25 protein-coding genes and 1 other annotated feature are annotated in these 26,942 nt (G+C 55.9%); of the genes, 7 read left to right on the top strand and 18 right to left on the bottom strand.

Annotation, left to right across the window (positions count from 1 at the left end; all coding sequences use genetic code 11):
• Positions 1-36: 36 nt before the first annotated feature.
• From PU683_RS19925 to tal, 3 genes are all read right to left on the bottom strand, one after another.
• The gene (locus tag PU683_RS19925) at positions 37-1,329 is read right to left on the bottom strand and encodes an MFS transporter (protein WP_277174376.1); all 1,293 of its coding nucleotides are present in this window, start codon (positions 1,327-1,329) and stop codon (positions 37-39) included.
• A gap of 121 nt (positions 1,330-1,450) precedes the next feature.
• Positions 1,451-2,038, bottom strand: coding sequence for a molybdopterin adenylyltransferase (gene mog / locus PU683_RS19920; protein WP_277174375.1), 588 nt, complete (start codon positions 2,036-2,038; stop codon positions 1,451-1,453).
• Positions 2,039-2,144: 106 nt separating this feature from the next.
• Positions 2,145-3,098 carry a transaldolase gene (tal, locus tag PU683_RS19915; protein ID WP_277174374.1) on the bottom strand — a complete coding sequence of 318 codons (954 nt, stop codon included), beginning with the start codon at positions 3,096-3,098 and terminating at the stop codon, positions 2,145-2,147.
• 299 nt (positions 3,099-3,397) lie between these two features.
• Here tal and PU683_RS19910 point away from each other — a divergent pair, with 299 nt between their 5' ends.
• A complete protein-coding gene (locus tag PU683_RS19910) occupies positions 3,398-4,834 on the top strand; it encodes an alanine/glycine:cation symporter family protein (protein WP_277174373.1) in 1,437 nt (478 codons plus the stop codon).
• 74 nt (positions 4,835-4,908) lie between these two features.
• A complete protein-coding gene (gene yaaA / locus PU683_RS19905; RefSeq protein ID WP_277174372.1) occupies positions 4,909-5,682 on the top strand; it encodes a peroxide stress protein YaaA in 774 nt (257 codons plus the stop codon).
• A 42-nt stretch (positions 5,683-5,724) separates the two neighbouring features.
• On the opposite strand, the gene thrC is transcribed toward yaaA, so the two are convergent.
• The 6 genes from thrC to yjjY form a co-directional block, all read right to left on the bottom strand.
• A complete protein-coding gene (gene thrC / locus PU683_RS19900; protein ID WP_042713419.1) occupies positions 5,725-7,011 on the bottom strand; it encodes a threonine synthase in 1,287 nt (428 codons plus the stop codon).
• A gap of 3 nt (positions 7,012-7,014) precedes the next feature.
• Positions 7,015-7,944 carry a homoserine kinase gene (thrB, locus tag PU683_RS19895; RefSeq protein ID WP_277174371.1) on the bottom strand — a complete coding sequence of 310 codons (930 nt, stop codon included), beginning with the start codon at positions 7,942-7,944 and terminating at the stop codon, positions 7,015-7,017.
• A gap of 1 nt (position 7,945) precedes the next feature.
• Positions 7,946-10,408: a bifunctional aspartate kinase/homoserine dehydrogenase I gene (thrA, locus tag PU683_RS19890; RefSeq protein ID WP_277174370.1), complete on the bottom strand. Its 2,463-nt coding sequence runs from the start codon at positions 10,406-10,408 to the stop codon at positions 7,946-7,948.
• A 23-nt stretch (positions 10,409-10,431) separates the two neighbouring features.
• Positions 10,432-10,549: a sequence feature (Thr leader region), on the bottom strand.
• Complete coding sequence (gene thrL / locus PU683_RS19885) at positions 10,488-10,556, bottom strand: thr operon leader peptide (protein WP_124971581.1); 69 nt, start codon at positions 10,554-10,556, stop codon at positions 10,488-10,490. It overlaps the preceding feature by 62 nt.
• A 209-nt stretch (positions 10,557-10,765) precedes the next feature.
• The gene (locus tag PU683_RS19880) at positions 10,766-11,452 is read right to left on the bottom strand and encodes a tRNA/rRNA methyltransferase (protein WP_277174369.1); all 687 of its coding nucleotides are present in this window, start codon (positions 11,450-11,452) and stop codon (positions 10,766-10,768) included.
• A 396-nt stretch (positions 11,453-11,848) separates the two neighbouring features.
• Positions 11,849-11,989: a YjjY family protein gene (gene yjjY / locus PU683_RS19875; protein ID WP_086870418.1), complete on the bottom strand. Its 141-nt coding sequence runs from the start codon at positions 11,987-11,989 to the stop codon at positions 11,849-11,851.
• A 94-nt stretch (positions 11,990-12,083) separates the two neighbouring features.
• On the opposite strand from yjjY, the gene arcA reads away from it, so the two are divergent.
• Positions 12,084-12,800, top strand: coding sequence for a two-component system response regulator ArcA (gene arcA, locus PU683_RS19870; RefSeq protein WP_023480336.1), 717 nt, complete (start codon positions 12,084-12,086; stop codon positions 12,798-12,800).
• Between the two features lie 40 nt (positions 12,801-12,840).
• Here arcA and creD read toward each other — a convergent pair whose 3' ends face one another.
• From creD to creA, 4 genes are read right to left on the bottom strand one after another with little or no spacing between them, the layout of a single operon-like run.
• On the bottom strand, positions 12,841-14,220 hold the full coding sequence (gene creD, locus PU683_RS19865) for a cell envelope integrity protein CreD (protein ID WP_277174368.1): 1,380 nt from the start codon (positions 14,218-14,220) through the stop codon (positions 12,841-12,843).
• A 57-nt stretch (positions 14,221-14,277) separates the two neighbouring features.
• Positions 14,278-15,702 (bottom strand): two-component system sensor histidine kinase CreC, encoded by a 1,425-nt coding sequence (gene creC, locus PU683_RS19860; protein WP_277174367.1) that lies wholly within the window; start codon positions 15,700-15,702, stop codon positions 14,278-14,280.
• Complete coding sequence (gene creB / locus PU683_RS19855) at positions 15,702-16,391, bottom strand: two-component system response regulator CreB (RefSeq protein WP_277174366.1); 690 nt, start codon at positions 16,389-16,391, stop codon at positions 15,702-15,704. The genes creC and creB overlap by 1 nt, the downstream gene beginning before the upstream one ends.
• 11 nt (positions 16,392-16,402) lie before the next feature.
• Positions 16,403-16,876, bottom strand: coding sequence for a protein CreA (creA, locus tag PU683_RS19850; protein WP_277174365.1), 474 nt, complete (start codon positions 16,874-16,876; stop codon positions 16,403-16,405).
• 217 nt (positions 16,877-17,093) lie between these two features.
• On the opposite strand from creA, the gene robA reads away from it, so the two are divergent.
• Complete coding sequence (gene robA, locus PU683_RS19845; protein WP_277174364.1) at positions 17,094-17,966, top strand: MDR efflux pump AcrAB transcriptional activator RobA; 873 nt, start codon at positions 17,094-17,096, stop codon at positions 17,964-17,966.
• Here the strand turns inward: robA and gpmB are convergent.
• On the bottom strand, positions 17,963-18,610 hold the full coding sequence (gene gpmB, locus PU683_RS19840; RefSeq protein WP_277174363.1) for a 2,3-diphosphoglycerate-dependent phosphoglycerate mutase GpmB: 648 nt from the start codon (positions 18,608-18,610) through the stop codon (positions 17,963-17,965). The two genes, robA and gpmB, sit on opposite strands and share 4 nt — an antisense overlap.
• Before the next feature lie 97 nt (positions 18,611-18,707).
• On the opposite strand from gpmB, the gene yjjX reads away from it, so the two are divergent.
• Entirely contained in the window at positions 18,708-19,223 is a 516-nt protein-coding gene (yjjX, locus tag PU683_RS19835) for an inosine/xanthosine triphosphatase (RefSeq protein ID WP_277174497.1), read from the top strand.
• Here yjjX and trpR read toward each other — a convergent pair.
• Together trpR and sltY are read right to left on the bottom strand one after the other, a co-directional pair.
• Positions 19,214-19,543, bottom strand: coding sequence for a trp operon repressor (gene trpR / locus PU683_RS19830; RefSeq protein WP_277174362.1), 330 nt, complete (start codon positions 19,541-19,543; stop codon positions 19,214-19,216). The two genes, yjjX and trpR, sit on opposite strands and share 10 nt — an antisense overlap.
• A gap of 76 nt (positions 19,544-19,619) precedes the next feature.
• Positions 19,620-21,560, bottom strand: coding sequence for a murein transglycosylase (sltY, locus tag PU683_RS19825; RefSeq protein ID WP_277174361.1), 1,941 nt, complete (start codon positions 21,558-21,560; stop codon positions 19,620-19,622).
• Between the two features lie 215 nt (positions 21,561-21,775).
• Between sltY and ettA the strand changes: the two genes are divergently transcribed.
• Together ettA and PU683_RS19815 are read left to right on the top strand one after the other, a co-directional pair.
• Positions 21,776-23,443 carry an energy-dependent translational throttle protein EttA gene (ettA, locus tag PU683_RS19820; protein ID WP_124969935.1) on the top strand — a complete coding sequence of 556 codons (1,668 nt, stop codon included), beginning with the start codon at positions 21,776-21,778 and terminating at the stop codon, positions 23,441-23,443.
• A gap of 319 nt (positions 23,444-23,762) precedes the next feature.
• Positions 23,763-24,347: a helix-turn-helix domain-containing protein gene (locus tag PU683_RS19815; protein ID WP_277174360.1), complete on the top strand. Its 585-nt coding sequence runs from the start codon at positions 23,763-23,765 to the stop codon at positions 24,345-24,347.
• On the opposite strand, the gene nadR is transcribed toward PU683_RS19815, so the two are convergent.
• Together nadR and radA are read right to left on the bottom strand one after the other, a co-directional pair.
• A complete protein-coding gene (gene nadR, locus PU683_RS19810; protein WP_277174359.1) occupies positions 24,297-25,523 on the bottom strand; it encodes a multifunctional transcriptional regulator/nicotinamide-nucleotide adenylyltransferase/ribosylnicotinamide kinase NadR in 1,227 nt (408 codons plus the stop codon). The genes PU683_RS19815 and nadR overlap by 51 nt on opposite strands.
• Positions 25,524-25,552: 29 nt before the next feature.
• Entirely contained in the window at positions 25,553-26,935 is a 1,383-nt protein-coding gene (gene radA, locus PU683_RS19805) for a DNA repair protein RadA (RefSeq protein ID WP_277174358.1), read from the bottom strand.
• Positions 26,936-26,942 lie beyond the last annotated feature (7 nt).

Raw genomic sequence — 26,942 nt, 5'->3', positions numbered from 1 at the left:
GCGCATTAAAAAACGGAGCCTTCAGGCTCCGTTTTTTTATAACGATTGCAGCGGAGTCTCCGCCACGCTATCGGCGTGATGCAGATCCTGACGCAGCCATATGCCTAAGCCCAGCCCCATTAATGAGAGTGCCAGCACGTACCAGGCTGGTGCCATCGGCGAGACGCTCATCAACATCGTGACCGCAATCGGCGTCAGCCCGCCGAAGATGGCATAAGAGACGTTGTAGGAGAAGGAGATGCCGGTAAAACGCACTTCCGCCGGAAAAGCGCGCACCATCACATAGGGCACAGCGCCCACAACGCCGACGCATAACCCGACCAGACCATAAAGCATAAAGAGTTGTTCCGGGTGGCTGCCCACGCGGTGATAGAAGAGCCAGCTGGCCGCGGCGAGCAGCAGGCTACCGACAATAAAGGTGCGGCTGGCACCGAAGCGATCGACTAACAGGCCGGCCGCGAGGCATCCGAAACAGAGCATAACCGTGGCGATGCTGTTTGCCTGTAAGGTCAGAGCGGGCGCGAAACCATACTGCTTTTGTAGCCAGACTGGCGACATCAGAATCACCACCACAATCCCGGCCGAGAGCAGCCAGGTCAGCAGCATCGAGACCACCACCGCTTTTTTGTGCTTCAACACCACCGCTTTTACCGGCAGCTCCTGCGCCAACGCTTTGCGCTGCTGCATCTCAAGGAAGATGGGGGTCTCACGCAACCAACGGCGTAAATACATTGCCACCAGCCCGAACGCACCGCCGAGCAGGAAGGGGAGACGCCAGCCGCCATCGTGGATCGCTTGCTGCGTCATGCTGGTATTGACCAGCGTGGCAACCACCGACCCCAGCAGGATGCCGACCGTTAAGCCCGCCGTCAGCGTGCCGCAGGCGATACCAATGCGACGCGCCGGAACATGCTCGGCGACAAATACCCATGCCCCTGGCACTTCGCCTCCAATCGCTGCGCCCTGCAACACGCGCATCAACAGCAGCAGCAGCGGCGCGACAATGCCCATTGAGGCATAGGTCGGCAGCGTGGGCAGCGCCATCAGCAGAATACTAAGGGTGAACATCTTCTTGCGCCCGACCAGATCGCCGAAGTGCGCCATCACAATGCCGCCCAGCGGACGCGCCAGATAACCGGCGGCAAAAATACCAAAGGTCTGCACCTGGCGCAGCCACTCGGGAATATCAGCCGGGAAGAAGAGCTCCCCGACCACGGCGGCGAAGAAGACGAAAATGATGAAATCGTAAAACTCCAGCGCCCCGCCGAGGGCGGCGAGGGTCAGGGTTTTATAATCCTGTTTATTCAGAGGGCGTGTGTAATGTGACATAGCGAACCGTTGATAAGAGTGAACGATTGTATTTTTAAAGCTTATGTAAAGTAAAAATGACTATACCGTAAAAATATCAATACGCCACCGTCGGGATCGCATATGTCAGAAAGCGCTACTTTCAGGATAAAGTTTCGCGCCTTGCGCTTTTAGGGCGAAAAGCTGCTACCATTTGCGGATTGGTTTCCACATAGGGGCCATCAAGAAGCTGTACACAATACGGTACACTGGCAAAAATCCCCGCCACTTTCACTTCACCACTCTCGCTTTTTAGCCCTTCGAGCGTCTCTTTAATCGATTTCGGCTGGCCCGGCAGGTTGAGGATCAGTGCCTGTTTACGGATCACCCCCACCTGGCGCGAAAGGATAGCCGTTGGGACAAAGTTGAGGCTAATTTGGCGCATCTGCTCGCCAAAGCCCGGCATCTCGCGATCGGCAACGGCAAGAGTGGCATCGGGTGTTACATCGCGTCGTGCCGGGCCGGTTCCGCCGGTGGTCAGCACCAGATGACAACTCATCTCATCCACCAGTTCACACAGGGTCTGCTCGATGATGGTCTGCTCGTCAGGGATAAGGCGCGTTTCGATATGAAAAGGGGTGGTTAAGGCTGATGCCAGCCACGCTTCAAGCGCGGGTAAACCTTTGTCTTCATAAACGCCGCTGGAGGCGCGATCGGAAACCGAAACTAAACCAATACGTAGTGTGTCCATAATTATTCCGTTGCGAAAAACCGTTTACGGAATGATACACGCTGAAGGGAGAGGCAAACAGAGTGGAGAGAAGAAGCGTGACCGGGAGCCCGGCCACGCCTGGTGATTACAGCAGATCGCCGATCATTTTTTCCAGTTTTTCCTGGTCAACGGCAAACTTGCGGATACCGTCCGCCAGTTTATCCACCGCCATCGGATCCTGGTTGTGCTGCCACAGGAATTCCGCTTCAGTGATGCGCTCCGGACGCGCTTTCACTTCGCCGGTGTAAACCAGTTTGCGCTCCAGCGCGCCTTCGCTTTCTGAAAGCTCTTTCAGCAGTGCCGGAGCGATGGTCAGACGGTCGCAGCCAGCCAGCTCAATGATTTCGCCGGTGTTGCGGAAGCTTGCGCCCATCACCACGGTTTCATAACCATGCTCTTTGTAATACTGGTAGATTTCGCTCACGGAGACCACGCCCGGATCTTCTGCCGGTGCGTACTCTTTCTTGTCAGTGTTGGCTTTGTACCAGTCGAGAATACGGCCCACGAACGGGGAGATCAGGTAAACACCCGCTTCGGCACACGCACGCGCTTGCGCGAAGGAGAAGAGCAGCGTCAGGTTACAGTTGATGCCCTCTTTTTCCAGCTGTTCTGCTGCGCGAATGCCCTGCCAGGTGGAGGCCAGCTTGATCAGAATACGATCGTTGCTGATGCCCGCATCGTTATACATTTTGATCAGGCGTTTAGCTTTGGCGATGGAGCCTTCGGTGTCGTAAGAGAGGCGCGCGTCAACTTCAGTGGAGATACGGCCCGGGATCAGTTTGAGGATTTCCAGACCGATGTTAACGGCCAGGCGGTCAGTTGCATCAACCACTTGCTGCGCGCGGTCGCTGCTCTGGCTACGCGCCCAGGTCACAGCTTCGTCAATCAGCTTACGGTATTCCGGAATTTGGGCTGCCCCGAGGATCAGAGAAGGGTTGGTTGTTGCATCCTGCGGCTGATAGAGCTTCATTGCCGCGATATCTCCGGTATCAGCCACGACTGTTGTGTACTGACGCAGGGAGGTCAATTTATCCGTCATGATAATGTTTCTCTTTAAACGATACCCTGAATAAATCACGTCGAGACCGATGACGCCTTTATGGCTTGTCGGGCGCAAAGGCTGCCAGCGCACCTGAACGAGAAGTATGACGAGTATACTTGTTAGGGGGATGTAACCGGTCTGGCAAGATGATAACACGACGCCCTGTCAGCGCAACCGCAGACAATGCAGGGGGCATTGTATGATAAACTCCATGATTAATTGCCTGCGAAGTGATAAGTCAGTTATACAAGTGCCATTGCAGGTTCCCTTCCCCGGCATCGACAAGAGGGTTGTTAATGCCAGAATTTTTCTCTTTTATCAGTGAGATCCTGTGGGGATCGCTGATGGTATACCTGCTGGCAGCGGCGGGTATCTGGTTTGCATTTCGCAGCCTGTTTGTTCCCTTTCGTTTTTTCCGCGACTTTGGCAAAAGTCTGAAAAGCGGTCGCAGCGTGCCGCCTGGCGCCCTCACCTCATGGCAGGCGCTCTGCCTGAGCCTGGCGACGCGATTAGGCAGCGGCAACCTGGCGGGTGTAGCGTTTGCCCTTACCGCCGGTGGCCCGGGCGCAATTTTCTGGATGTGGGTCGCGGCGCTTATCAGCATGGCAACCAGCTTCGCCGAGTGCGCGCTGGCCCAGCTCTATAAAGAGCGCGATGCCAATAACCGATTGCGCGGCGGCCCGGCCTGGTATATGGCCCGCGGCCTCGGCATGCGCTGGATGGGCGTGCTCTTCTCCATCTTCCTGCTCCTCGCCTACGGGCTGGTGTTTAACACGATACAATCGAGCGTGGCGACGCGCGCCGTTCACTTCGCCTGGCAGGTGCCGGGCACGCTTACCGGTCTGGTGCTGGCGGTGGGCTGCCTGCTGTTTATGCCGCGCGGCCTGGCGGTACTCTCCCGTCTGATGCAGTGGATGGTACCGCTGATTGCGCTGGCATGGATCGCGGTGAGTTTCAGCATCAGCCTTTGGCATGCCACCCTCCTACCGGAGGTCTTCATCACCATTTTCAGAAGCGCTTTTGGCTGGCAAGAGGCGGCGACCGGCACCATGGCCTGGACGCTGAGCCAGGCCATGACCAGCGGGTTTCAGCGCAGCATGTCGACCAACGAAGCCGGCATGGGCTCCTCGCCGAATGCCGCGGCGATGGCAGCCTCCTCCCCGCCCCACCCCGTTGCGCAGGGCATTGTGCAGATGATTGGTGTGCTGACAGATACCTTTTTGGTCTGTACCGCCAGCGCGATGATGCTGCTGCTGGCAGGTAGCGGGCCGGCAGAGAGCAGCCTTATCGGCATTCAGCTGATGCAGCAGGCGATGGTCTCTCTTGCAGGTAGCTGGAGCGCCGGGTTTATCGCGCTGGTTGTGCTGCTGTTCGCCTTTACCTCAATTATTGCGAACTACCTCTATGCCGAAAACAACCTGATCTTTTTAGGCCGCAACAGCCGTAGCAACCTCCTGCTGCTGCGGGGCATCGTGGTGTTAATGGTGCTGTGTGGTTCGTTAGTCAGCGTACCGCTGATTTGGCATATCGCCGATGTGGTGATGGCGCTAATGGCGATGATTAACCTGACGGCCATCCTGCTGCTATCGCCGGTGGTTAAACTGCTGGCGGGCGACTATCTGCGCCAGCGTAAGCTCGGCGTCGAGCCGGTGTTTAATCCGCAGCGTTACCCGGAGATTCAGCGTCAGCTTGCGCCAGGCAGTTGGGACTCGCTTCCCCCTTCGTCTCGGTAATCGCAACTATCGATCAAGCCTGGTGATTTTTTTGTTAAAGTCAGCGGAAATTTCTCACACAGCAAGGAGTGAGCATGCTGATTTTGATTTCACCTGCCAAAACGCTCGATTACCAGAGCCCGCTGGCAACCGAGCGCTACACCCAGCCAGCCTTGCTGGCGCACTCTCAACAGCTGATTAAGACCGCACGCACGCTTTCCGCGCCGCAGATTAAAAAGCTAATGGGGATTAGCGATAAGCTCGCCGACCTCAACGCCACCCGTTTTCACGACTGGCAGCCCGATTTCACGCCTGAAAACGCGCGTCAGGCATTACTCGCGTTTAAAGGCGATGTTTATACCGGCCTGCAGGCAGAGACCTTCAGCGACGCGGATTTTGACTTCGCCCAGCAGCATCTGCGCATGCTATCCGGCCTGTATGGCGTGCTGCGTCCGCTCGATTTGATGCAGCCGTATCGTCTGGAGATGGGCATTCGTTTTGAGAATGAGAGAGGCAAAGATCTCTACCAGTTCTGGGGTGATATCATCACCGATACGCTGAATGAAGCGCTGACCGAACAGGGCGATGAGATTGTCGTTAACCTGGCGTCCGATGAGTATTTCCGGGCTGTGAAGCCGAAAAAGCTCAATGCGCGCATCATCAAACCGGTGTTCCTCGACGAGAAAAACGGCACGTTTAAGGTTATCAGCTTCTACGCCAAAAAAGCGCGCGGCCTGATGAGCCGCTACATCATTGAGCAGCGTCTGACAAAGCCGGAGCAGCTAACGGAGTTTAGCAGCGAAGGGTACGTCTTTGATGAGGCAGCCTCAACGCCAGACGAGCTGGTATTTAAGCGCCACGAACAGTAAGCCGAAGAGCGTCCTCCACCAACGGGTGGAGGACGTTTAAGATTACGCTTTTTGCATCATCAGCTGGCGTAACGCCGCAAAATCCGCAGGCAGGGAGTGAGAGAGCAGCGGCAGATCCGCGCGGTCGGCCAGCTCTTTCGGCAGCGGCAGCGTTTCGCCGAGGATCGCCTCCACGCTCTCTTTGAACTTCGCCGGATGTGCCGTGCCAAGGAACAGGCCATATTCACCCGGATGGAGCTGATCGCGCAGGGCGCGGTAAGCAATTGCGGCGTGAGGCTCGGAGACGTAGCCCTTCTCCTTCAGTTCAACGATTGTCGCTTTAGTCGTTTCATCATCCACAGCCGCGTAACCCAGCTCATTCAGACGCCAGATTTTACGCCGGAACAGCTCTTCGACGCGCGGCCAGTTGTTCGGCTGGCTGACATCCATCGCGTTTGACAGGGTCGCCTGCGTCGCTTTTGGCTGCCACTCGCCCTCTTTCAGAAAACGCGGCACGGTGTCGTTGGCGTTGGTGGCAGCGATAAAGCGTTTCACCGGTAGGCCGAGTGACTTCGCCAGCAGCCCCGCGGTCAGATCGCCGAAGTTGCCGCTAGGCACCGACACCACCAGCTGATTGCGCGCCTCTTGCGGCAGCTGCGCCACCGCTTCGAAGTAGTAGCACACCTGCGCCAGCAGGCGGCTGATGTTAATCGAGTTAGCGGAGTTAAGGCCCAGCGCGCTTTTCAGCTCTTCATCGTCAAAGGCCTGTTTCACCAGCGCCTGGCAGGCGTCGAAGTCAGCATCGATGGCCACCGTTTCGATATTTCCACCCAGCGTACAGAAGAGCTTCTCCTGCAGCGGGCTGATTTTGCCCTGCGGATAGAGGATCACCACGCGAACATTCTTCATGCCGTAGAAGGCATGCGCAACGGCCGCGCCGGTGTCGCCGGAGGTCGCAGTCAGAATGGTGACCGGTTTGTCGCCGCTGATAGCGCTCAGCATCTGCGCCATAAAGCGCCCGCCAAAATCTTTAAACGCCAGCGTTGGCCCGTGAAACAGCTCCAGGCAGCCAATGTCGTTCTCGACCGGTTTTACCGGTGCAGGGAAGGCGAAGGCGGCACGCACGCGGGCCTCCAGCGCCTCCTGCGGGATCTCATCACCGATGAAGGCAGAGAGGATCTTCGCGCTACGGCTGACGAAGTCCTGCTCCAGCATCTCGTCGATTTCTGTCAGGTTGAATTCCGGCAGATCGTGCGGGAAGAAGAGCCCCTGATTTTTGCCAAGCCCTTGTGTGACGGCCTGCGCGAAGCTGACCTGCTCATTGTGATCTTTTAAGTTGTAGAGTTTCATTGGTTATCCCACTACCCTTGCGCCCGCCGTGTCCAGCCGGCAAATATGAACGAAGCCTTCCTGATTTTGCAGATAGTGTTTGCCGAGCCAGTCGGCCACGCGCTGCGCGGTATCCGGCTTGTCGCACAACGCAAACAGCGTTGGACCCGAACCGGAGATACCGCAAGCCAGTGCGCCGATATCCGCCACCGCCTGACGCGCCTGCTCAAAGCCAGGCAGCAGCTTCATGCGGTAGGGTTCGGCAATCACATCTTTCATCAATTTCGCCGCCAGCGCAGGCTGGCGGGAGTAACAGGCATGAATAAATCCAGCCAGGTGACGCCCATGAGCAATACACTCCTGACGGCGATACTGCGCCGGTAAAATGGCGCGCGCTTCCGCCGTCGAGACTTTAATGCCCGGGTAGGCAAGCACCCATAACCACTCATCAAAGCATGGCACCTGCTGGCTGATAATGCCGCCTTCCTCGATCATCAACTGCATGCCGCCGAGGTAGCAAGGCGCAACGTTGTCGTAATGCACACTGCCGGAGATACGCCCTTCCAGCTCGCCCATCAGCGCCAGCATGCGTGTCTCATCAAGCGGTTTACCGCAGAACTCGTTCATCGCCACCAGCGCCGCGACGACTGAGCAAGCGCTGGAGCCAAGCCCGGAGCCAATCGGCATGTTTTTTTCCAGCGTCATCGCTACCGGCACCTGCTTGCCAATTTCCTGGCAAAAGAGCTCCCAGCATTGATAAACGATATTTTCCCGCGCTTCGCTCGGTAATTTGCTGGCGAAACGCCCTCTGTTTTGCAAACTAAATTGATCGGCGGCTTCCACCGACACAGTGTCGCCTAACAGCGTGCCATCGACCGGCGTCACCGCCGCGCCAAGGACATCAAACCCTACGCTCATATTGGCGCTAGACGCCGGCGCATACACCTTCACCATCTCAGACCCCTAACTTCCACGAAAGCGTACGCAGCAGGTCGGCAAACACGCCCGCCGCCGTGACATCATTACCTGCGCCGTAACCGCGCAGCACCAGCGGCAGCGGCTGGTAGTAGTGGCTGTAAAACGCCAGCGCGTTCTCGCCGTTTTTCACCTTATACAACGGATCGTTGCCGTCGACTTCGGCGATTTTCACCCGGCAGGTGCCATCCTCTTCAATGTTGCCAACGTAACGCAGCACATTGCCGGCGTCACGGGCCTTCGCCACGCGGCTGGCAAACTCATCATCCAGCGATGGCAGACGCGCCATAAAGCTGTCGACATCACCGGAATCATCGAAGCTCGCGGGTAATACTGGCTCGATCACGATATCGGCAAGCTCCAGTTCACGCCCGGTTTCACGCGCCAGGATCAATAGCTTGCGTGCGACATCCATGCCGGAGAGATCGTCACGCGGATCCGGCTCGGTGTAGCCCATCTCGCGCGCTACTTTTGTTGCTTCTGACAGGCTCATCCCTTCGTCAAGCTTACCGAAAATAAAAGAGAGGGAGCCGGAGAGAATACCTGAGAAGCGTTGCAGCTCATCACCGGCGTTAAGCAGATTCTGTAGGTTTTCAATAACCGGCAGACCCGCGCCAACGTTGGTGTCATAAAGGAATTTGCGGCGCGATTTCTCTGCGGCGCGACGCAGCTGATGGTAGTAATCCATCGATGAGGTATTCGCTTTTTTGTTAGGTGTGACGACGTGGAAACCTTCGCGCAGGAAGTCAGCATACTGATCGGCCACCGCCTGGTTTGAGGTGCAATCGACGATCACCGGGTTCAGCAGGTGGTACTCCTTCACCAGACGAATCAGTCGGCCCAGGTTGAACGGCTCCTTCGCTTCAGCAAGTTCTGCCTGCCAGTTATCCAGGTTCAGCCCGTGCACATTGGTCAGCAGCGCTCTCGAGTTGGCAACGCCGCAGACGCGCAGATCGATATGTTTATTCTTCAGCCATGTTTGCTGGCGCTTCAGCTGTTCCAGTAAGGCGCCGCCGACGCCACCGACGCCAATCACAAAGACTTCAATCACCTGATCGGTGTTGAACAACATCTGGTGAGTGACGCGTACGCCGGTGGTGGCGTCGTCATTGCTGACCACAACGGAGATCGAGCGCTCGGAGGAGCCCTGGGCAATCGCCACGATATTGATATTGGCGCGTGCCAGTGCGGCAAAGAATTTCGCCGAGATGCCGCGTAAGGTGCGCATGCCATCCCCGACAACGGAGATAATCGCCAGCCGTTCCATCACGGCGAGCGGCTCCAGCAACCCCTCTTTCAGTTCAAGGTAGAACTCTTCATTCATTGCGCGTTGCGCACGGGCGCAGTCGGATTGTGGCACACAGAAGCTGATGCTGTACTCGGATGAAGATTGGGTGATCAACACGACGGAAATGCCGTTACGCGACATGGTCGCGAAGACGCGCGCGGCCATGCCGACCATGCCTTTCATTCCCGGACCTGAAACACTGAACATTGCCATGTTGTTAAGATTGGAGATGCCCTTAACCGGCAAAGCGTCATCATCTGAGGTGGCCCCAATCAGCGTACCGGGTGCTTGCGGATTGCCGGTGTTTTTAATCAGGCATGGGATCTGGAACTGGGCGATGGGAGTAATAGTGCGGGGATGAAGAACTTTAGCGCCGAAGTAGGAGAGCTCCATGGCTTCCTGATAGGACATCGACTTCAGCAGCCTGGCGTCTGGCACCTGGCGCGGGTCGCAGGTATATACGCCGTCGACATCCGTCCAGATTTCACAACAGTCGGCGCGTAAACATGCGGCCAGCACGGCGGCAGAGTAATCGGAGCCGTTACGCCCGAGAACCACCAGTTCGCCCTTCTCATTGCCCGCGGTGAAACCGGCCATCAGCACCATGTGATCCTGCGGAATACGGCTGGCGTCGATACGGCGTGTGGATTCAGCAATATCGACCGTCGATTCAAGATAGTGCCCGACAGCGAGTAATTTTTCGACCGGATCGATAACCGTCACGTTATGACCGCGAGCTTCCAGCAGACCGGCCATAATCGCGATCGAGAGTTTTTCACCCCGGCAGATGAGCGCAGCGTTGATGCTGTCCGGACATTGGCCCAGCAGGCTGATGCCATGGAGGACATGTTTGATCTGCGCGAATTCAGCATCAACGACAGTTTTGAGTTGTGCGAGCGGAAAACCGGGCTGAGCTTCTGAAAGCCCCTGCAACAGCTCGGAGAAGATACGCTCCGCATCGCTAAGGTTGGGAATGGCATCCTGTCCGGAGATGGTTTTCTCGATCATTGCGACAAGATGGTTGGTAATTTTTGCGGGGGCAGAGAGTACGGTTGCGACTTGCCCCTGCCTGGCATTACTTTCCAGAATATCGGCAACACGCAGGAAACGCTCCGCATTTGCCACTGATGTACCACCGAACTTCAACACTCTCATGCTCTACCCCTTGATTTCTGCTCGAAAAAAAAGCCCGCACTGTTCAGGTGCGGGCTTTTTTCATTATTTCCTGTACGCGTCAGCCCGCACCGTTACCTGTGGTAATGGTGATGGTTGTAATAGTGGTAATCGTGCAGATGCGTGCCATGGATGTTGTGCTCTGTATTATTATCTGTCTGTGCTGTATGCCTATATTGGTTAAAGTATCTGCCTGCTTAAGTCAATTTATTTTTTATTTATGCAGCGTTTATTCAATTCCCGTCTGCGCTAAAAGCGGAGCCGTATACAGCCCGATTAGGGCGATGAGGAGCCGATATCGCAGCATCTTCAGCTATAAAAGAATCTTATTACAGACGGTTACTCGATAAGCTTTTTTTCGATATCGTGAAGCAAACGGTGCAACATCGCGGTGTCGCGCTGCTCCAGCAAGCCCAGCCGCTGATCCAGCCAGTCGACCATTTTGATGTCGTCAACCACGCCTAATTTTTCAAGTAAATTATGTGCCCGCAAACGCAATGCGCTTAGCTGGTTATTATCAACCTGAGAAAAGGTTTGCGGCGCACTTTGCATTAATGCAGATAATTGATAGCAGAATACCATCACCGCCTGGCCAAGATTGAGTGAAGGGTAATCTGACGCCATCGGCACACCGGTTAAAATATCTGCCAGCGCCAACTCATCATTAGTCAGACCGGAATCCTCACGCCCAAAAACCAGCGCCGCGCCGCTAAGCCAGGCGCTTTTTTCCTGTAATAACGGTACAAGCTGCTCAGGTGTCGCGTAATAGTGGAATTTCGCCCGACTGCGCGCGGTAGTGGCTATGGTGAAAGGAATATCGGCCAGCGCTTCGGCGAGCGTGGCGTAGTGCTTCGCGTTATCAAGAATGTCACCCGAACCGTGCGCGACGCGTCGTGCAGCTTCCTGCAAATGCGCCTCACTGTCGACGATACGTAAATCAGTAAAGCCCATCGTTTTCATGGCACGTGCTGCGGCGCCAACGTTTTCCGCTCGCGCGGGGGAGACAAGAACAATTGCCAGTTGCATTAAAACCTTCTTTTTCATGCCCGCGGAAGAAATGTGACATCAATCAACATATTACGCGGTGCGAATTTACAATTACATAACACCAATCACTGATCTGACCGGTCTCTACGCTTAAAAAAAGCTAAACTGTTTATCAGCAATATTACCTGTTAAGATGTTAACAGAACGGGCATATCCCTCTGTTTATTATTGGCATTTTAATACAGAAATGTCTGCCTGTGTTGGATTCAGGCTATTTATCAATTAGCGCACGCAACTACTTGGTTTATTGAAAATTTGTGATAGAAGCTAGCAGCTAGATATCAGAATTTCGCTAAAGTGTTAACGTGCTACAATTGAACTTGATATATGTCAACGAAGAGTAGTTTTATTGGGTGTCATTTGCGTCTTAGCCTGTTATGTTGCTGTTAAAATGGTTAGGATGACAGCCGTTTTTGACACTGTCGGGTTCAGAGGGAAAGTGCCCACGACCAAGCTAATGATGTTGTTGACGTTGATGGAAAGTGCATCAAGAACGCAATTACGTACTTTAGTCATGTTATGCCGTCATGTTAATTTTCGACATGCACCAGGCTGGTCAGGGACTTTTGTACTTCCTGTTTCGATTTAGTTGGCAATTTAGGTAGCAAACATGCAGATCCCGCACATTCTTATTGTTGAAGACGAGTTGGTAACACGCAACACGTTGAAAAGCATTTTCGAAGCAGAAGGCTACGATGTCTTTGAAGCGACTGATGGCGCTGAAATGCATCAGATCCTTTCTGAACATGATGTAAACCTGGTGATTATGGATATCAACCTGCCGGGTAAAAACGGTCTCTTATTGGCGCGTGAGCTGCGTGAGCAGGCGAACGTCGCGCTGATGTTCCTGACCGGTCGCGACAACGAAGTCGATAAGATTCTCGGCCTTGAAATTGGCGCTGACGATTACATCACCAAACCCTTTAACCCGCGTGAATTGACTATCCGCGCGCGCAACCTGCTGTCCCGTACCATGAATCTGGGTACCATCAGCGAAGAGCGCCGCAGCGTCGATAGCTACAAATTCAATGGTTGGGAGCTTGATATCAACAGTCGCTCGTTGATTAGTCCGAACGGCGAACAGTACAAGCTGCCGCGCAGTGAGTTCCGCGCGATGCTGCACTTCTGCGAAAACCCGGGCAAGATTCAGTCGCGTGCTGAGCTGCTGAAAAAAATGACCGGACGTGAGTTGAAACCGCACGATCGTACCGTGGATGTCACCATCCGCCGTATCCGTAAGCACTTTGAATCAACGCCGGATACGCCAGAAATTATCGCCACTATTCATGGCGAAGGTTACCGCTTCTGCGGCGATCTGCAGGAATAAACGAACGCAAATGAAAAAGCGGCGCAGTGCGCCGCTTTTTTTATTTCCAGAGCCGTAACTCCTCTCCCACCGCAGGCTCTGCTGCGATCCGCTTTTTCCCTGCCGCCGAGAGCGCGTACCAGTCAAACTTACGCGTGAGGAACATCACCGCTGTCAGTGCCACAAACAGCACGTCGGTTCCCAGTAAGAGCGCATTATCCTCAGAATTGAGCAGCCCCCACATGACCGCATCAAGCAGCAGGAGCGCAGCGGTAAAACCAAGACTGGCGCGCCAGCTTTTCATCACACCCTGCAGATAGAAACCATTCAACAGCGCACCGAGCAGGCTGGCGACAATCCACGCGACGGTAAATCCGGTGTGCTCAGAGAGCGCCAGTAATACCAGATAAAACATCACCAGCGACAAGCCAACCAGCAGATATTGCATCGGGTGCATCTGCCGCGCGGTGAGGCTTTCAAACACGAAGAAGGCCAGGAACGTAAGCACGATCAGCAAGATGGCGTACTTTATCGCTCTGTCGGTAAGCTGATACTGATCGGCCTGAGTGACAATATTGACGCTAAACGCCGGCAGTTCCCGGTTGTTCTTACTGGAAAGCACCGCCGTATCGCGCACTTTGCTGTCCATATTGTTGGCAAACCAGCTGCTCTGCCAGTGCGCCTGAAATCCGCTCTCGCTCACTTCACGCTTCTCCGGCAGGAAATCACCCATAAAACCCGGGTGCGGCCAGTCGCCTTTTAGCGCCATTTCGCTATTGCGGCCAAGCGGCACTACGGAAAACTCACCGGTTCCACTCAGATTAAACGACATCGCCAGCCTGAGCGGTTTTTGCAGATTTTCCATCGCCAGCGGCATATGTACGCCCTGCAGATCGCTCATCAAACCTGTCCCTGGCTCGACGCGTAGCGCTTCGCCATTCACGCTTGTGCTCCGCACCAGGCCAATGCCGCGTGAATCGCTCACTGCCAGCACGATAAACGGCTCGCCAAGCGTCACATTTTCCGTGGGTTTAATATCCAGCCGCTTCGGGTCGAACTCGGCGTTAATATCGATGTTGTTATGCCAGAGTTGCCCGTCGTAGATACCGATTTTGCGTGTTTCAACCTGCTGATTGCCGTTGATCATCAGGGATTCCGGCAGCCATAAGCGGATGAAACTCTGCTTACGGCGTATCTCTTTCGGTGGTTCATTTTCGCCGTTGCTCTCCAGCGAAACAGTGGTTTCCGTCACCGGGATGGCGATCAGCGGCCCAATCAGCTTTTGCGAGCCGGCGCTGCTCTGGCGCAGCGTATCGGTCACTTCATGTCGATAATCGGCGCGCTCGCTAATCAGACTGCTGAGCGTGGTCAGCGGGATAAGTAATACACACAGGCAACTTGCCAGTGTAGCCATTTTCCAGAACAGGGGGGATTTCAACATAGCGCTCTCCTTAGTGATGCGCGCAGCATAACGAGGCTATGTGTGAAGCATTTGAAGTTATGTGAAGTGAGGGTGAAGTGCCAGACGAGCCTCACACCCCCCTTCCGCACGGTTGGAAACGGTGATAGCGCCGTGATGCAGGCGCGCGACCTCCTGGACAAATGCCAGCCCTAACCCACTGCTCTTCTGCCCAGTCCCGCGCGGCAAGGAGTAGAAGCGCTCAAAAACGCGCGGCAGCGCATAGTCAGGAATACCCGTGCCGCTGTCGCTCACCGTAATCACCACCTTGTCAGCTTCCTCCATGGCGCGCAGCACAATATTGCCCCCGGCAGGCGTAAAGTCGATGGCATTATCCAGCAGGTTACCCACCGCCTGCGCCAGCAGCTCTTTATCACCGGCGACCACCGCGTCGTTGGCTTCGCAGGCAATGTTCAACCCCTTCGCCGCGGCCACCGCGCTTCGCTCCTCCTGCAATTGCTGAAAAAGCGCAGCCATCTCCACAGGCGCAAAGGCGATCTCCAGACGGTTCTCCAGCTTCGCCTGGTACAGCAACTTCTCGACCAGGCACTGCATACGGCTATTCTGCGCAAGAATACTCTCCGTGAAGCGGGTCGCGACTGGCTGCGGAGGGTGTTCCTGCAGGATCTCCGCCGCACCGCGGATTGCCGCCAGCGGGCTTTTCAGCTCATGAGTCAGGGCGTAAACATACTGCTCAATGTAGTTTTTCCCTTCCAGCTTGACGCGCATGCTCTCCAGCGCCTGCGCCAGTTTACGCAGTTCGCTGCTGCCCAGTTCAGGCAGCGGCACCGGGCGGTCTTCGGTTACCGAATCAGCATACCGGGCGAGCTTGCCAATCGCGCGGTTGATCCACCAGACCATCGCACCGCCAATCAGCAGCGCAATGCCGAGCAGCGCACCACCGGCCCACAATATGCGCCGTTCGCTGCGTTTTATCACCGGTTCCATTGCGCTATTGGGTTTACCGACGCTCACCACGCCGATGATCCGCCCTGCATCTGTCACCGGCGCGGCGACATACATCACCGTGCTTTGCGGGTCGCCCGCCACCGCCGGTGAGCTGCGCGCGCCATACTGCCCGCGCAGCGTTAACCAGACATCGTTCCAGCGCGAGTAGTCCCCGCCCACATCCTTGCCCGTTGAATCAAACACCACGCGCCCGCTCGCATCAGTCATATAGACATGGTACTCATTGCGGACTTTGTGGATGCCGTTGATATGGGCGTTGATCGGGTGCTGATGGAGCGTGGAGAAGGCCTGCGCCAGCCGCCCATCCTGCGGATGCCCGCTGCGCAGATCTTCGCGGGCAAACTCGGCCAGCAATGTCGCGGTATCAATCAGTGTGCCTTCCGTCGCGCGACGCACGCCGGGTTTGATCTCCTGCACAAAGATAAACAGCACAAACCAGGCGGCCACCGCCACGATCAGAAAGTAGCCCAGCAGCAGGCGCATGCCGATACGCATCAGCGCAGCCCCAGGCTGTAACCCATGCCGCGATGGGTATTGATGGGGGCAAGTTCGGGATTGATTGCGCGCAGCTTGGCGCGCAGCGTTTTGATATGGGTATCGACGGTACGATCGAAGCTCTCTTGCCCATCGCACCATACCTGGTCCATCAACTGCTGGCGCGAGAAGATCCTGCCCGGCGCCTGCAATAATGTTTTCATTAACAGGAACTCATACCGAGTCAGACTCAGCGTTTCGCCGCACCAGAGGATCACCGCCGCCGTTTCATCCAGCTCAAACTCTCCGACGCGAATGCGGTCGCTCTGCAACGACGCTTTCTGCAGCCTGCGTAGCACTGTGCGCACGCGGGCGCACACTTCGCGCGGTGAGAAGGGTTTGGCGATATAGTCATCCGCGCCCATTTCCAGACCCAGCAGCTTATCCACTTCCTCGCTGCGCGCGGTCAGAAACAGCACCGGCAGTGCGGGCGCGCGCGCCAGCAGACGCCGACACAACTCAAAGCCGCTGATATCCGGCAGCCCGACATCAAGGATGACCAATTCGGGCAACCGCTGCGCCGCTGCATCCAGTACCGGTAAACCCCGCTCAAACGCGGTGACGACAAACCCATCCTGTTGCAGCATATAGATTAAGGTTTCAGCGATACTGGCTTCATCTTCCACCAGCCAAATCAGCGGTTGCGGCATAGACACTTTGCTTATTTACCCCACGGCATGATCGGCACTGCGCTGATTGCGTTTTTCGGCGAACCTTCGACCACTTTATCGGAGTAAGCTAAATAGGCCAGCGCGTTACGTTTGGCATCATAGAAACGAACTACCTGTAACTTTTTGAAAACTAATGAGGTTCGCTTCTGGAAAACGACGTCGCCCTGCGCTTTGCCATTCTTGATTTTATCGCTCAGCTCAACCGGCCCTACCTGCTGGCAGGAGATCGCCGCATCGGAGGTATCCTCCGCTAACCCTAATCCGCCTTTGATGCCGCCGGTCTTCGCCCGGCTGATATAGCAGGTGACATTCTTCACATCGGGATCGTCGAACGCCTCCACCACGATTTTGTGATCGGGCCCGAAAATCTTGAACACCGTATCCACCGATCCAATCTGCTCCGCCTGCGCAGAACCCAACGAGGTCAACAGAAGAGCAGGAATGACAAACTTTATATATTTCATATTGTTACCATTTTTGAATATTACGTTACGCAACTATTCAGTTTTCATATGAGAAACTGTTTGCAGATCACCCATTTACAAAATTTATTATTAAAATCAGTCACAATGCGCGGGCAAGCACAAAAAAAACACTGCATGCTAAACCTCTTAAAACCCGCTATTATCCCTTCCCTGATATCAAGCGTTCACCGCTGCTGTGCTATGGAAGAGGATATTTATGGATCAGGCTGGCATCATTCGCGACTTACTTGCCTGGCTGGAAGGCCATCTCGATCAGCCGCTGTCGTTAGATAATGTGGCGGCAAAAGCGGGCTATTCCAAGTGGCATTTGCAAAGGATGTTCAAGGATGTCACAGGCCACGCTATTGGCGCCTATATTCGCGCCCGTCGTTTGTCGAAATCCGCCGTCGCGCTGCGCCTCACCGCCCGCCCGATTCTTGATATCGCGCTACAGTATCGCTTCGACTCCCAACAAACCTTTACCCGCGCGTTTAAAAAACAGTTTGCCGTCACGCCTGCGCTCTATCGCCGTTCACCGGACTGGAACTCATTTGGCATTCGACCGCCGCTGCGTCTGGGCGAGTTTGCCTTACCAACGCACAACTTTGTCACGCTGCCGCCAATGAAGCTTATCGGCACCACACAAAGTTACACCTGCGCGCTGGAGGAGATCTCCGATTTTCGTAACCAGATGCGTATCCAGTTCTGGCGCGAGTTTTTAAGCAATGCGCCAACCATTCCGGATGAGCTGTATGGTCTGCACGAGCCGCGGCCAAGCCAGGAAAAAGATGACGAGCAGGAAGTCTTTTATACCACCGCGCTGACGCCGGAGCAGGCGAATGGTTACCTGAGTAACGCTCAGCCAGTTGTGCTGGAGGGGGGAGATTATGTTGCTTTCTCCTATGATGGTGCGCCGGAAGGGTTGCAGGAGTTTATCCTGACCGTCTACGGCACCTGCATGCCGATGCTTCAGCTGACGCGCCGTAAAGGCCAGGATATTGAACACTTCTACCCGCAGCACAACGCCGCCAACGATCGCGAACCGCCGACGCACATCCGCTGCGAGTATCTGATCCCTATCCGCCGTTAACGCTGCATCTCATCCAGCGCAGGTGCGTCCAGATGCGAGACGTCGCCTGCGGTTTCCACCACCCAGCCAGACGCAAGCCATGGGCTTTGCTGGTAGTCGATGCGCGAGATGGAACAGTTGCGCAGGCGCAAACGGCGCTCGGCGTACGCTGGCAGGCCAAGAATGGTACTCACCAGACACCCCAACGCCATGCCGTGGCTTACCAGCAGCGGTCGGCTGCCTTGTGGCAGCTCCAGACAGGTCGCCAGCGCGGCGTGCATACGCTCGCTCAGCTCCTGCATCGACTCGCCTTCAGGAATGCGGCCATCTGCGGTGCCGTTGACCAGTTGACGACGCCACCCCTCTTCCTCTTCGGTCAACGAGTCAAGATGACGTCGCTCCAGCACGCCCATATCCAGCTCGCGCAGGCGCGGTTCCAGCCTCACGTCGCAGCCGCAAATGTCAGCAATAATCTCCGCCGTGCGGCGCGTACGCCCCAGGTCGCTGGTGATAATGTGGGTGATGCCCAGTGCTTTCGCGCGTTCCGCCACCTGTCGGGCCTGTGTTTCGCCCTTATCGGTTAAAGGACTGTCGGACTGGCCTTGAATACGACGCTCGGCGTTCCAAAGGGTTTCACCGTGGCGAACAAGGTATACCTGTAACATGTATTGTTATCCATTATACTGCGATGAATTTATTCTCTGAGGAAGGCTCAAGTCCGCATGGGAAAGCAGTTTCCTCCCGGACATGCCTTAGATGATTATGCACCAAGTTGTCTGCGCTACCACCAATCCCGCTAAAATTCGGGCGATTCTGCACGCTTTTAACCAGATTTTCGGCGAAGGATGCTGCCATATTGCCGCTATTTCCGTCGAGAGCGGCGTCCCGGAACAACCCTTCGGCAGTGAAGAAACGCGAACTGGCGCACGAAACCGCGTGCGAAACGCGCGCGCGGCGCAGCCGAACGCGGATTTTTGGGTCGCTATCGAAGCGGGTATTGATGAAGGAAGCACCTTCAGTTGGGTGGTGATTGAAAATGGCGAGTTAACCGGGGAGTCCCGCTCGGCAACGCTGCCGCTGCCGGAGGTAATTTTGCGCGATGTTAACGCCGGCGAGGCGCTGGGGCCAGTGATGTCACGCTACACCGGCATTGATGAGATAGGCCGCAAAGAGGGAGCCATCGGCGTCTTTACCGCCGGGGCGCTGACCCGCGAAAGCGTCTATCACCAGGCGGTGATACTGGCGCTCAGCCCGTTCCATAACGCCGTTTATCGCTGAGCATTAAGTAACGCTTTTTCCAGCCACAGACGCAAATCCGTCGGCGCGGCCTTCAGGCTGTTTGAGCCGCGCGTGATGGTCGCAATGCCCGCGCCAAGCTCATTTTTCAGCTCGCGCTGGCTCATCTCGCCGCGCAGCAGCTCTTCGATAATACGCACCCGCGTCCCCAGCGCTTCACGCTCGTCCGGCGTAAGCATCAGGTTAAGCAACGGGATATGCAGTTCGTTGTCGTACGCCTGTCTGAGCAGCTCAACAAAGCGTTGCCACTCCTGCTCGCGCTGTTCGGCCATCGCCGCTGAATAGGGGGATTGCTGAGTCATAGTTTTTTCGCCGTGTAAGGGGGTTTTATGCTGCGTACTCGTGCATGAGTACGCAGCATAGCATAAACCACACTAATCAGTAACGGCGCTGCCATTCAGCGTCACTGAGGATGGTCGGCTTCTCGCCCTGCAGGAAGTAACGGTAGTAGGCATCATAAGCCAGCACGTTTTTCACATAACCGCGCGTTTCAGAAAAGGGAATGCTCTCGATAAAAGCCACCGCATCGAGCTTGCCGCCGCTGCTATTCAGCCAGCTACGCACCCTCCCCGGCCCGGCGTTATAGGCCGCCGAGGCGAAAATACGGTTATTGCCAAACTGCTGATAGACATACTGCAAATAGCTGGTGCCGATCTTGATATTGGTTTCCGGATCGAAGAGCTGGCTGGCATTGCTGTAGCCGGGGATAGAGAACATCTTCACCGTATGCGTGGCGGTGGCGGGCATAATCTGCATCAGCCCGCTCGCACCGACCGGCGAGCGCGCTGTCGGGTTCCAGGCACTCTCCTGGCGGGAGATAGCCATCGCATAACTCGGTGAAATCTCCTTATCGCCGGTATAGCGCGTATAGAGATCGCGATACGCCAGTGGGAAGCGCTCCTCTAACTGATCCCACAGCTTGCCGCTGATCGTCGCCTGCACGCTCAGATCCCACCACTGCTGCTCAAAGGCATAGCGCGCCAGCTGCGCCTGCTGCTGCTGGCTGCGGCTGGAGACCAGATTCGCCCACTCGCCGCGCGCGGTGTTATCCATCTTCCAGTACATCAGCTCACGCACGCGCGCCATCTCTGCGCTCTGCAACAGGGTTGGTTCGACGTTGCCATCGGCTTTATCAATCTGCAACTGATACGCTTCGCCCAGACGCTGCGCGGCGGCCATCGGGTAGAAGCCGCGCTGCTGCATCAGCGCATGCAGGATCTCCCTGGCGTCATTTTCACGCCCGCGCTCCAGCAGAAGATCTGCCTGCCAGTAGCGCCACTCATCTTTCTCTTTCGCCTCCATCGGCAGGCGTGAAAGCCAGGTATTCAGCCCGCGGCGATCGCCATTGCTGAGCGCCATGCGCACGCGTCGCTCCAGCAGTGAAACGGATTGCGAACGCATAATCGTATCGTCGCGCCAGCGCGCCTGCTCGCTGGTCACACTATTGCCCATCAGACGCCACGCCACCGTCTCGCGCAGCTGCTGCGCCTGCTCCTCGTTGAGTTTTTGCGCCTGTACCAGAGAGGGGATCATCAGCCGCGCATTTTCCACATCCTGTCGCGCCACGCTTTCAAACGCTTCTGCCGCCATCTGGCGCGTAAAGTCCGTCGCCCCGGTGGTGGTGGCGAAGCTCATCACCGTCATTGGATCGTTGGCGAGCGTCACAATTGCCGACGAGATAGTCTGGTAATCGGACGGCATCTGGCTGGCCAGCAGCGTGACAAGCCGCGTATTACCCGCTTTCATCGCCAGGCGAATACGTTCCAGGTAAGCAAGCGGATCCTGTTTACCCGACGCCCGCCAGGCACCAAACAGCTGATCGCAGGCGTTCGGCTGGCTTTTACCGCTCAGCCAGAGATCTTTCGCACCCGCCCAGGCTTCATCCGCCTGGCCGCTGTTCCATTTGGCAAAGTAGTAGTTGCACTGCGCCTCGGTGGTCGTCGGTTTGTCCGGGCTAAATGCCAGCAAACCCTGCCAGTCCTGACGCCGCGCCAGCTCATTCACAAAGCGGTTTTTCAGCGTTCGCGCAGCGGGCAGCGTCGGATACTGCTGCACAAACTGGGTGACAGTGAGCGCCGGTTCGCTCATCAAATCATCGGTGATCTGCCGGTATTGCAGGTAGGGGTAAAGGGGATAGGTTTGCAGCGTCGGCATTAGCTGCTGCACAACGTCCATCTGGTTATTGTCCCAGGCGCTTTTGATTTGCGCATACCGCTCGCGTTGTTCATCCAGTGAGTCTGCCCGCGCCGCATTGCTGAAAGACAGCAAACACACGCAGGCCGCCGCTAACCGCCAGGCGGCATGTTTAGCTCTCTGCACAGCTCTTTCCTCTTATCTGTCACATTTTTACAGCATCATGCCGCATACAGGAGTTAATGCTAACCGGGCATCCCGTAACGCGCCACGTTACGCACACTTTTTTACCTTTCTGGTGTGATTTAACAGTGTGAGCGTCGCTGGCTGGGATTAGCGCGCGAAAACGGCTACACTCCGCTGTTAAATGCACTACTCATAACAAAGAGGCGAAGTCCACCGTGGCTCAATTCGTATATACCATGCACCGTGTCGGCAAGGTTGTTCCGCCGAAACGTCATATTCTGAAAAATATCTCCCTCAGTTTCTTCCCTGGCGCAAAGATCGGCGTGCTCGGCCTTAACGGTGCCGGTAAATCGACGCTGCTGCGCATCATGGCCGGTATTGATACCGACATCGAAGGGGAAGCGCGCGCGCAACCGGGTATAAAAATCGGTTACCTGCCGCAGGAGCCGCAGCTCAATCCTGAGCAGACGGTTCGTGAATCGGTTGAAGAAGCCCTTTCTGAAGTGGTTAACGCGCTGAAACGTCTGGATGAAGTTTACGCACTCTACGCTGAGCCAGAGGCGGATTTCGACAAACTCGCCGCTGAGCAGGGCAAGCTGGAAGAGATCATCCAGGCCCACGACGGTCACAACCTGAACGTACAGCTTGAGCGCGCGGCCGATGCGCTGCGTCTGCCGGACTGGGATGCGAAAATCGCCAATCTCTCCGGGGGTGAACGCCGCCGCGTCGCGCTGTGCCGTCTGCTGCTGGAAAAGCCGGACATGCTGCTGCTCGACGAACCGACCAACCACCTGGATGCCGAATCTGTCGCCTGGCTGGAACGCTTCCTGCACGACTTCGAAGGCACTGTAGTGGCAATTACCCACGACCGTTACTTCCTTGATAACGTTGCGGGCTGGATCCTTGAGCTTGACCGTGGCGAAGGCATTCCGTGGGAAGGCAACTACTCCTCCTGGCTGGAGCAGAAAGATCAGCGTCTGGCGCAGGAAGCCTCTCAGGAAGCGGCTCGTCGCAAATCCATTGAGAAAGAGCTGGAGTGGGTTCGTCAGGGCGCGAAAGGCCGTCAATCGAAGGGCAAAGCCCGTCTGGCACGCTTCGAAGAACTTAACAGCACCGAGTACCAGAAACGTAACGAAACCAACGAACTCTTTATTCCGCCAGGCGCGCGTCTGGGCGATAAAGTGGTCGAGGTCAGCAACCTGTGCAAAGCCTATGGCGACCGCCAGCTGATCGATAACCTCTCCTTCTCCGTACCGAAAGGAGCCATCGTCGGCATTATCGGCCCGAACGGCGCCGGTAAATCGACGCTGTTCCGCATGATGTCCGGTCAGGAGCAGCCTGATGCCGGTACGATCACGCTCGGTGAAACGGTGAAACTGGCCTCTGTTGACCAGTTCCGTGACGCGATGGATAACAACAAGACCGTCTGGGAGGAGGTCTCCGGCGGGCTGGATATCATGCGTATCGGCAACACCGAGATGCCAAGCCGCGCCTACGTTGGCCGCTTTAACTTTAAAGGCACCGACCAGGGCAAACGCGTTGGCGAACTCTCCGGCGGTGAGCGCGGTCGTCTGCACCTGGCGAAGCTGCTGCAGGTTGGCGGCAACATGCTGCTGCTCGATGAACCGACCAACGACCTGGATATCGAAACCCTGCGCGCGCTGGAAAACGCCCTGCTGGAGTTCCCGGGCTGCGCGATGGTTATCTCCCATGACCGTTGGTTCCTTGACCGTATCGCCACCCACATTCTGGATTACCAGGATGAGGGTAAAGTGGAGTTCTTCGAAGGGAACTTCACCGAATACGAAGAGTACAAGAAACGCACGCTGGGTGCCGAAGCGCTGGAGCCGAAGCGTATCAAGTACAAACGTATTACCAAGTAACAGACAGAGCGAATGGGGAAACCCATTCGCTCTCTTTTCCCGCAAACACTCAGCAAATTCCTCTTCTTTCCCGTGCTAAAAAAGTATTTTTGTTTCTCTGTTATTCAGGCCGAATAAGCCATCTCGTTATATTCGCCATAGAAATAAAATAAAAATAAATGGCATCAGGCAGAGCTAAGGCGCAGCAGAAATAACTGTGCAATAAATATCGGCAGAATATCTGTTTTAGCTTTCGCTAAAAAAGCCGCATCTTGAATAACGCTACACCCAATCGCTACCATTTTGCTTCCTCGCAACAAGCAGTAAAGGAAGCCCTCTCATGCACATCATTACGGACGATAGCTTCCTCGCGTGTGGGCTACGGGCGCTGGTTGATCAGGGGCTACTTAATCTTGCCGAAGAGGATGCGATAGTCGATTTTGATAATCACTTTCTGATTATTACCACGCTGCCGACGTTAAAAACGATTATGTCTGGCGATCAATCCTTCGAGCATTTTTTATTACAGCCCTTTTTTAAAATTGAAAAGCGCATCGCAATAAATGCATTACCGCTTCAGTTGAAATATCGCCCCTGGCGCCAGCGTAAATATACGCCGCCGTCACTGCCCCTCACGCGCAAAGAGCGGGCGCTGCTGACTTATGTGATGAACAGTGAATATCAAAACGGGATTTTTGATTATGGCGAGCTGGGCAGCAAAACCCTGAGCACCCACAAATATAACCTGCTGCGCAAAGTGAACCTGCGCTCGGTTGCCGCGCTGGCGCAGGTGCACAGGCGCTGGAAAACGCTTTCTCATTTGCGCTGTTTCTGGCCAGAGAGCGCATGCGCCAGACCGGCCAGAGAAAATGCCCTACGCGCCCATCAGCTGTTTTACCAGGTCAACGCACTGCAGGAAGCGTGAGTCGTAATCGGCCTCTTCAACGCGAACATAGTCGATATTATTCGCCTCCAGCATTGAGACCAGCAGGTTCTGAAACTCACGGCGATCGACAGAGCTGCCGAGGCTACGCAGGCCGTCGTTGATCCACGGCGTGTTATTTTCCAGCAGGATCACCAGATCAAAGCGATACTCATCGATAAGCGCCTGCACAAAGGGGTGCTCGCGCCCCTCATACTTTTTACAGAAGGCCTGGGTGGTAACAAAGTCGGTATCGATAAAGGCGACTTTATTGGCGTACTTCACCGCGAAATCGATGTATTGCGCATGACCAAGAGCGATTTTGTCGTAGTCGGAATATTGCAGCGCGATCTCATCCCCACCGAGGTGGGAGAAGACATAATCGCGGCCATACTCCCAGGCGCTGGTGGTATTGAAGATATTGGCAAGCTTGTTCACCAGCGTCGATTTCCCGCTCGACTCACCGCCGAGGATCGCCACCGTGCGCACAAAGAAGGGCTTCACTTCCGTCGGAATGTACTCCCAGTAGCGGAACGGGTTCTCACGAATTTGTGAGCCGCTGATGTTCATAAAGGTGCGCTCGGGATCGACCAGCACCGCTTCCGTGCCGAGATGCTGCAAATATTGCGGGGCATCCGCTGCTTCAGAGGTGTAGATCCAGTTCGGCGTAATGCCCTTTTCCGCCATAAAAGCTTTGATGCCTTTACTCCAGACATCCCAACCGTGAGGATAAGGCTCCATCCCCTCTTCGTTGAACGCATGAATGCGGATATTTTTCTGATACTTAAAGGTTTGCAGCAGCCAGCGCAGACGATCGCTCACCGTCGGCTGCTGCGACATCGCACTCTCTTCAAACAGCGCGCGGTCGCGGGTTTCGTCATAGCCGAGGATGATATGCAGCTCGTCAACCTGGCTGCAGGCGCGCTGGATCAGATAGATATGCCCGGTGTGCAGCGGGTAAAACTTGCCGAACACCACGCCGATATTTTTCTCGCGACGCGGAAAATCCAGCCCGAGGAAACGGTGCAGCGCCTCCAGCTTTTGCGCGCTGGGGCTTTTAATTTTGGCATTCAGCAGCTGGCTTAAGTAGCCTTTGGTCATGCCGCTGGCATCCGCGACCTGCTGCAGCGTGCAGCCCTTCTGGCGAATGGCGGTTTTTAAGTAGTCGAATGACGACATCGTTGCCTCCTGCAAAAGTGATAAGCCAATTATAAGTCGTCAAAGACGCTTAGCGCATCGGCGAGCTTTTTCACGCCAAAGATCTGCATACCTTCCGGCACTTTTTTCGGCACGTTTGCCGCCGGAACAATTGCCCGGCGAAAACCGTGTTTCGCGGCTTCCGAGATACGCTCCTGGCCGCTCGGCACCGGACGGATCTCACCGGCCAGCCCAACTTCGCCGAAGACCACCAAATCCTGCGGTAGCGGGCGATCGCGCAGGCTGGAGACCATCGCCAGCAGCAGCGCTAAGTCGGCGCTGGTTTCCGTCACTTTCACCCCACCGACCACATTCACAAACACATCCTGGTCTGCCATCTGCAAACCACCGTGGCGGTGCAGCACCGCGAGTAAAATTGCCAGCCGGTTCTGCTCCAGCCCTACCGCCACGCGGCGCGGGTTCGACATCATCGAGTGATCGACCAGCGCCTGGATCTCCACCAGCAGCGGGCGTGTCCCTTCCCAGACCACCATCACCGAACTGCCGGAGGTCACTTCATCCCCGCGGCTGAGGAAGATGGCCGACGGGTTGCTCACTTCGCGCAGCCCCTGCTCGGTCATGGCGAAAACGCCCAGTTCGTTGACCGCGCCAAAGCGGTTTTTATGGCTGCGCAGCGTGCGGAAGCGGGAGTCAGCATCGCCGTCGAGCAGAACTGAACAGTCGATACAGTGTTCAAGCACTTTCGGCCCCGCCAGCGATCCATCTTTCGTCACGTGGCCGACCATCACAATCGCCACGTCGCGGGTTTTGGCAAAGCGGGTAAGGTACGCGGCGGTTTCGCGCACCTGCGCGACGCTGCCCGGCGAGGACTGAATATCTGCCATGTGCATCACCTGAATGGAGTCGATCACCATCAGGCGCGGCTTCTCCTCTTCAGCAATCATGCAGATCTGCTCAATGCTGGTTTCCGAGAGCATATTCAGGTTAGCGGTCGGCAGCCCTAAACGGTGCGCGCGCATTGCCACCTGCTGCAATGACTCTTCGCCGGTGACATAGAGGGTTTTCATCTGCTCGGCGAGCTTGCAGAGCGTCTGTAACAGCAGCGTCGATTTCCCGGCACCTGGGTTACCGCCGATCAGAATGGCGCTGCCGGGCACCACACCGCCGCCGAGTACGCGGTCAAACTCTTTAAAACCGGTGGAGAAGCGCGGCAGCGCCTCCAGGCTGATATCGGAGAGCTTTTGCAACTTCGACACGCCCGCGCTCCCCGCGTAGCCGGAGAGGCGCTCGTTGCGCGCAACGGTTGGCGAAGCGGCCACGCGCACTTCGGTAATGGTGTTCCAGGCGTGACAGGCGCTACATTGCCCCTGCCAGCGCGGATAATCAGCGCCGCACTCATTACAGACAAACGCACGTTTTGGAGCTTTCGCCACATTCACC

The sequence above is a fragment of the Candidatus Kosakonia sp. 282A-S69 genome (assembly GCF_029433855.1).
In the GTDB taxonomy this organism is placed as follows: domain Bacteria; phylum Pseudomonadota; class Gammaproteobacteria; order Enterobacterales; family Enterobacteriaceae; genus Kosakonia; species Kosakonia cowanii_A.
The sequence above is the reverse complement of the archived record's forward strand: the minus strand, read 5'-3'. Positions and strand labels throughout refer to the sequence as shown.

What these genes read in the sequence shown, in the direction of transcription:
- creC (WP_277174367.1), bottom strand. Translation starts at nt 15,702, where the DNA reads ATGCGTATCGGCATGCGCCTGCTGCTGGGCTACTTTCTGATCGTGGCG.
- yaaA (WP_277174372.1), top strand. Translation starts at nt 4,909, where the DNA reads ATGCTGATTTTGATTTCACCTGCCAAAACGCTCGATTACCAGAGCCCG.
- gpmB (WP_277174363.1), bottom strand. Translation starts at nt 18,610, where the DNA reads ATGTTACAGGTATACCTTGTTCGCCACGGTGAAACCCTTTGGAACGCC.
- tal (WP_277174374.1), bottom strand. Translation starts at nt 3,098, where the DNA reads ATGACGGATAAATTGACCTCCCTGCGTCAGTACACAACAGTCGTGGCT.
- thrA (WP_277174370.1), bottom strand. Translation starts at nt 10,408, where the DNA reads ATGAGAGTGTTGAAGTTCGGTGGTACATCAGTGGCAAATGCGGAGCGT.
- creD (WP_277174368.1), bottom strand. Translation starts at nt 14,220, where the DNA reads ATGTTGAAATCCCCCCTGTTCTGGAAAATGGCTACACTGGCAAGTTGC.
- thrC (WP_042713419.1), bottom strand. Translation starts at nt 7,011, where the DNA reads ATGAAACTCTACAACTTAAAAGATCACAATGAGCAGGTCAGCTTCGCG.
- trpR (WP_277174362.1), bottom strand. Translation starts at nt 19,543, where the DNA reads ATGACTCAGCAATCCCCCTATTCAGCGGCGATGGCCGAACAGCGCGAG.
- yjjX (WP_277174497.1), top strand. Translation starts at nt 18,708, where the DNA reads ATGCACCAAGTTGTCTGCGCTACCACCAATCCCGCTAAAATTCGGGCG.
- robA (WP_277174364.1), top strand. Translation starts at nt 17,094, where the DNA reads ATGGATCAGGCTGGCATCATTCGCGACTTACTTGCCTGGCTGGAAGGC.
- thrB (WP_277174371.1), bottom strand. Translation starts at nt 7,944, where the DNA reads ATGGTGAAGGTGTATGCGCCGGCGTCTAGCGCCAATATGAGCGTAGGG.
- nadR (WP_277174359.1), bottom strand. Translation starts at nt 25,523, where the DNA reads ATGTCGTCATTCGACTACTTAAAAACCGCCATTCGCCAGAAGGGCTGC.
- PU683_RS19880 (WP_277174369.1), bottom strand. Translation starts at nt 11,452, where the DNA reads ATGCAACTGGCAATTGTTCTTGTCTCCCCCGCGCGAGCGGAAAACGTT.
- mog (WP_277174375.1), bottom strand. Translation starts at nt 2,038, where the DNA reads ATGGACACACTACGTATTGGTTTAGTTTCGGTTTCCGATCGCGCCTCC.
- arcA (WP_023480336.1), top strand. Translation starts at nt 12,084, where the DNA reads ATGCAGATCCCGCACATTCTTATTGTTGAAGACGAGTTGGTAACACGC.
- yjjY (WP_086870418.1), bottom strand. Translation starts at nt 11,989, where the DNA reads ATGACTAAAGTACGTAATTGCGTTCTTGATGCACTTTCCATCAACGTC.
- creA (WP_277174365.1), bottom strand. Translation starts at nt 16,876, where the DNA reads ATGAAATATATAAAGTTTGTCATTCCTGCTCTTCTGTTGACCTCGTTG.
- PU683_RS19815 (WP_277174360.1), top strand. Translation starts at nt 23,763, where the DNA reads ATGCACATCATTACGGACGATAGCTTCCTCGCGTGTGGGCTACGGGCG.
- PU683_RS19910 (WP_277174373.1), top strand. Translation starts at nt 3,398, where the DNA reads ATGCCAGAATTTTTCTCTTTTATCAGTGAGATCCTGTGGGGATCGCTG.
- creB (WP_277174366.1), bottom strand. Translation starts at nt 16,391, where the DNA reads ATGCCGCAACCGCTGATTTGGCTGGTGGAAGATGAAGCCAGTATCGCT.
- PU683_RS19925 (WP_277174376.1), bottom strand. Translation starts at nt 1,329, where the DNA reads ATGTCACATTACACACGCCCTCTGAATAAACAGGATTATAAAACCCTG.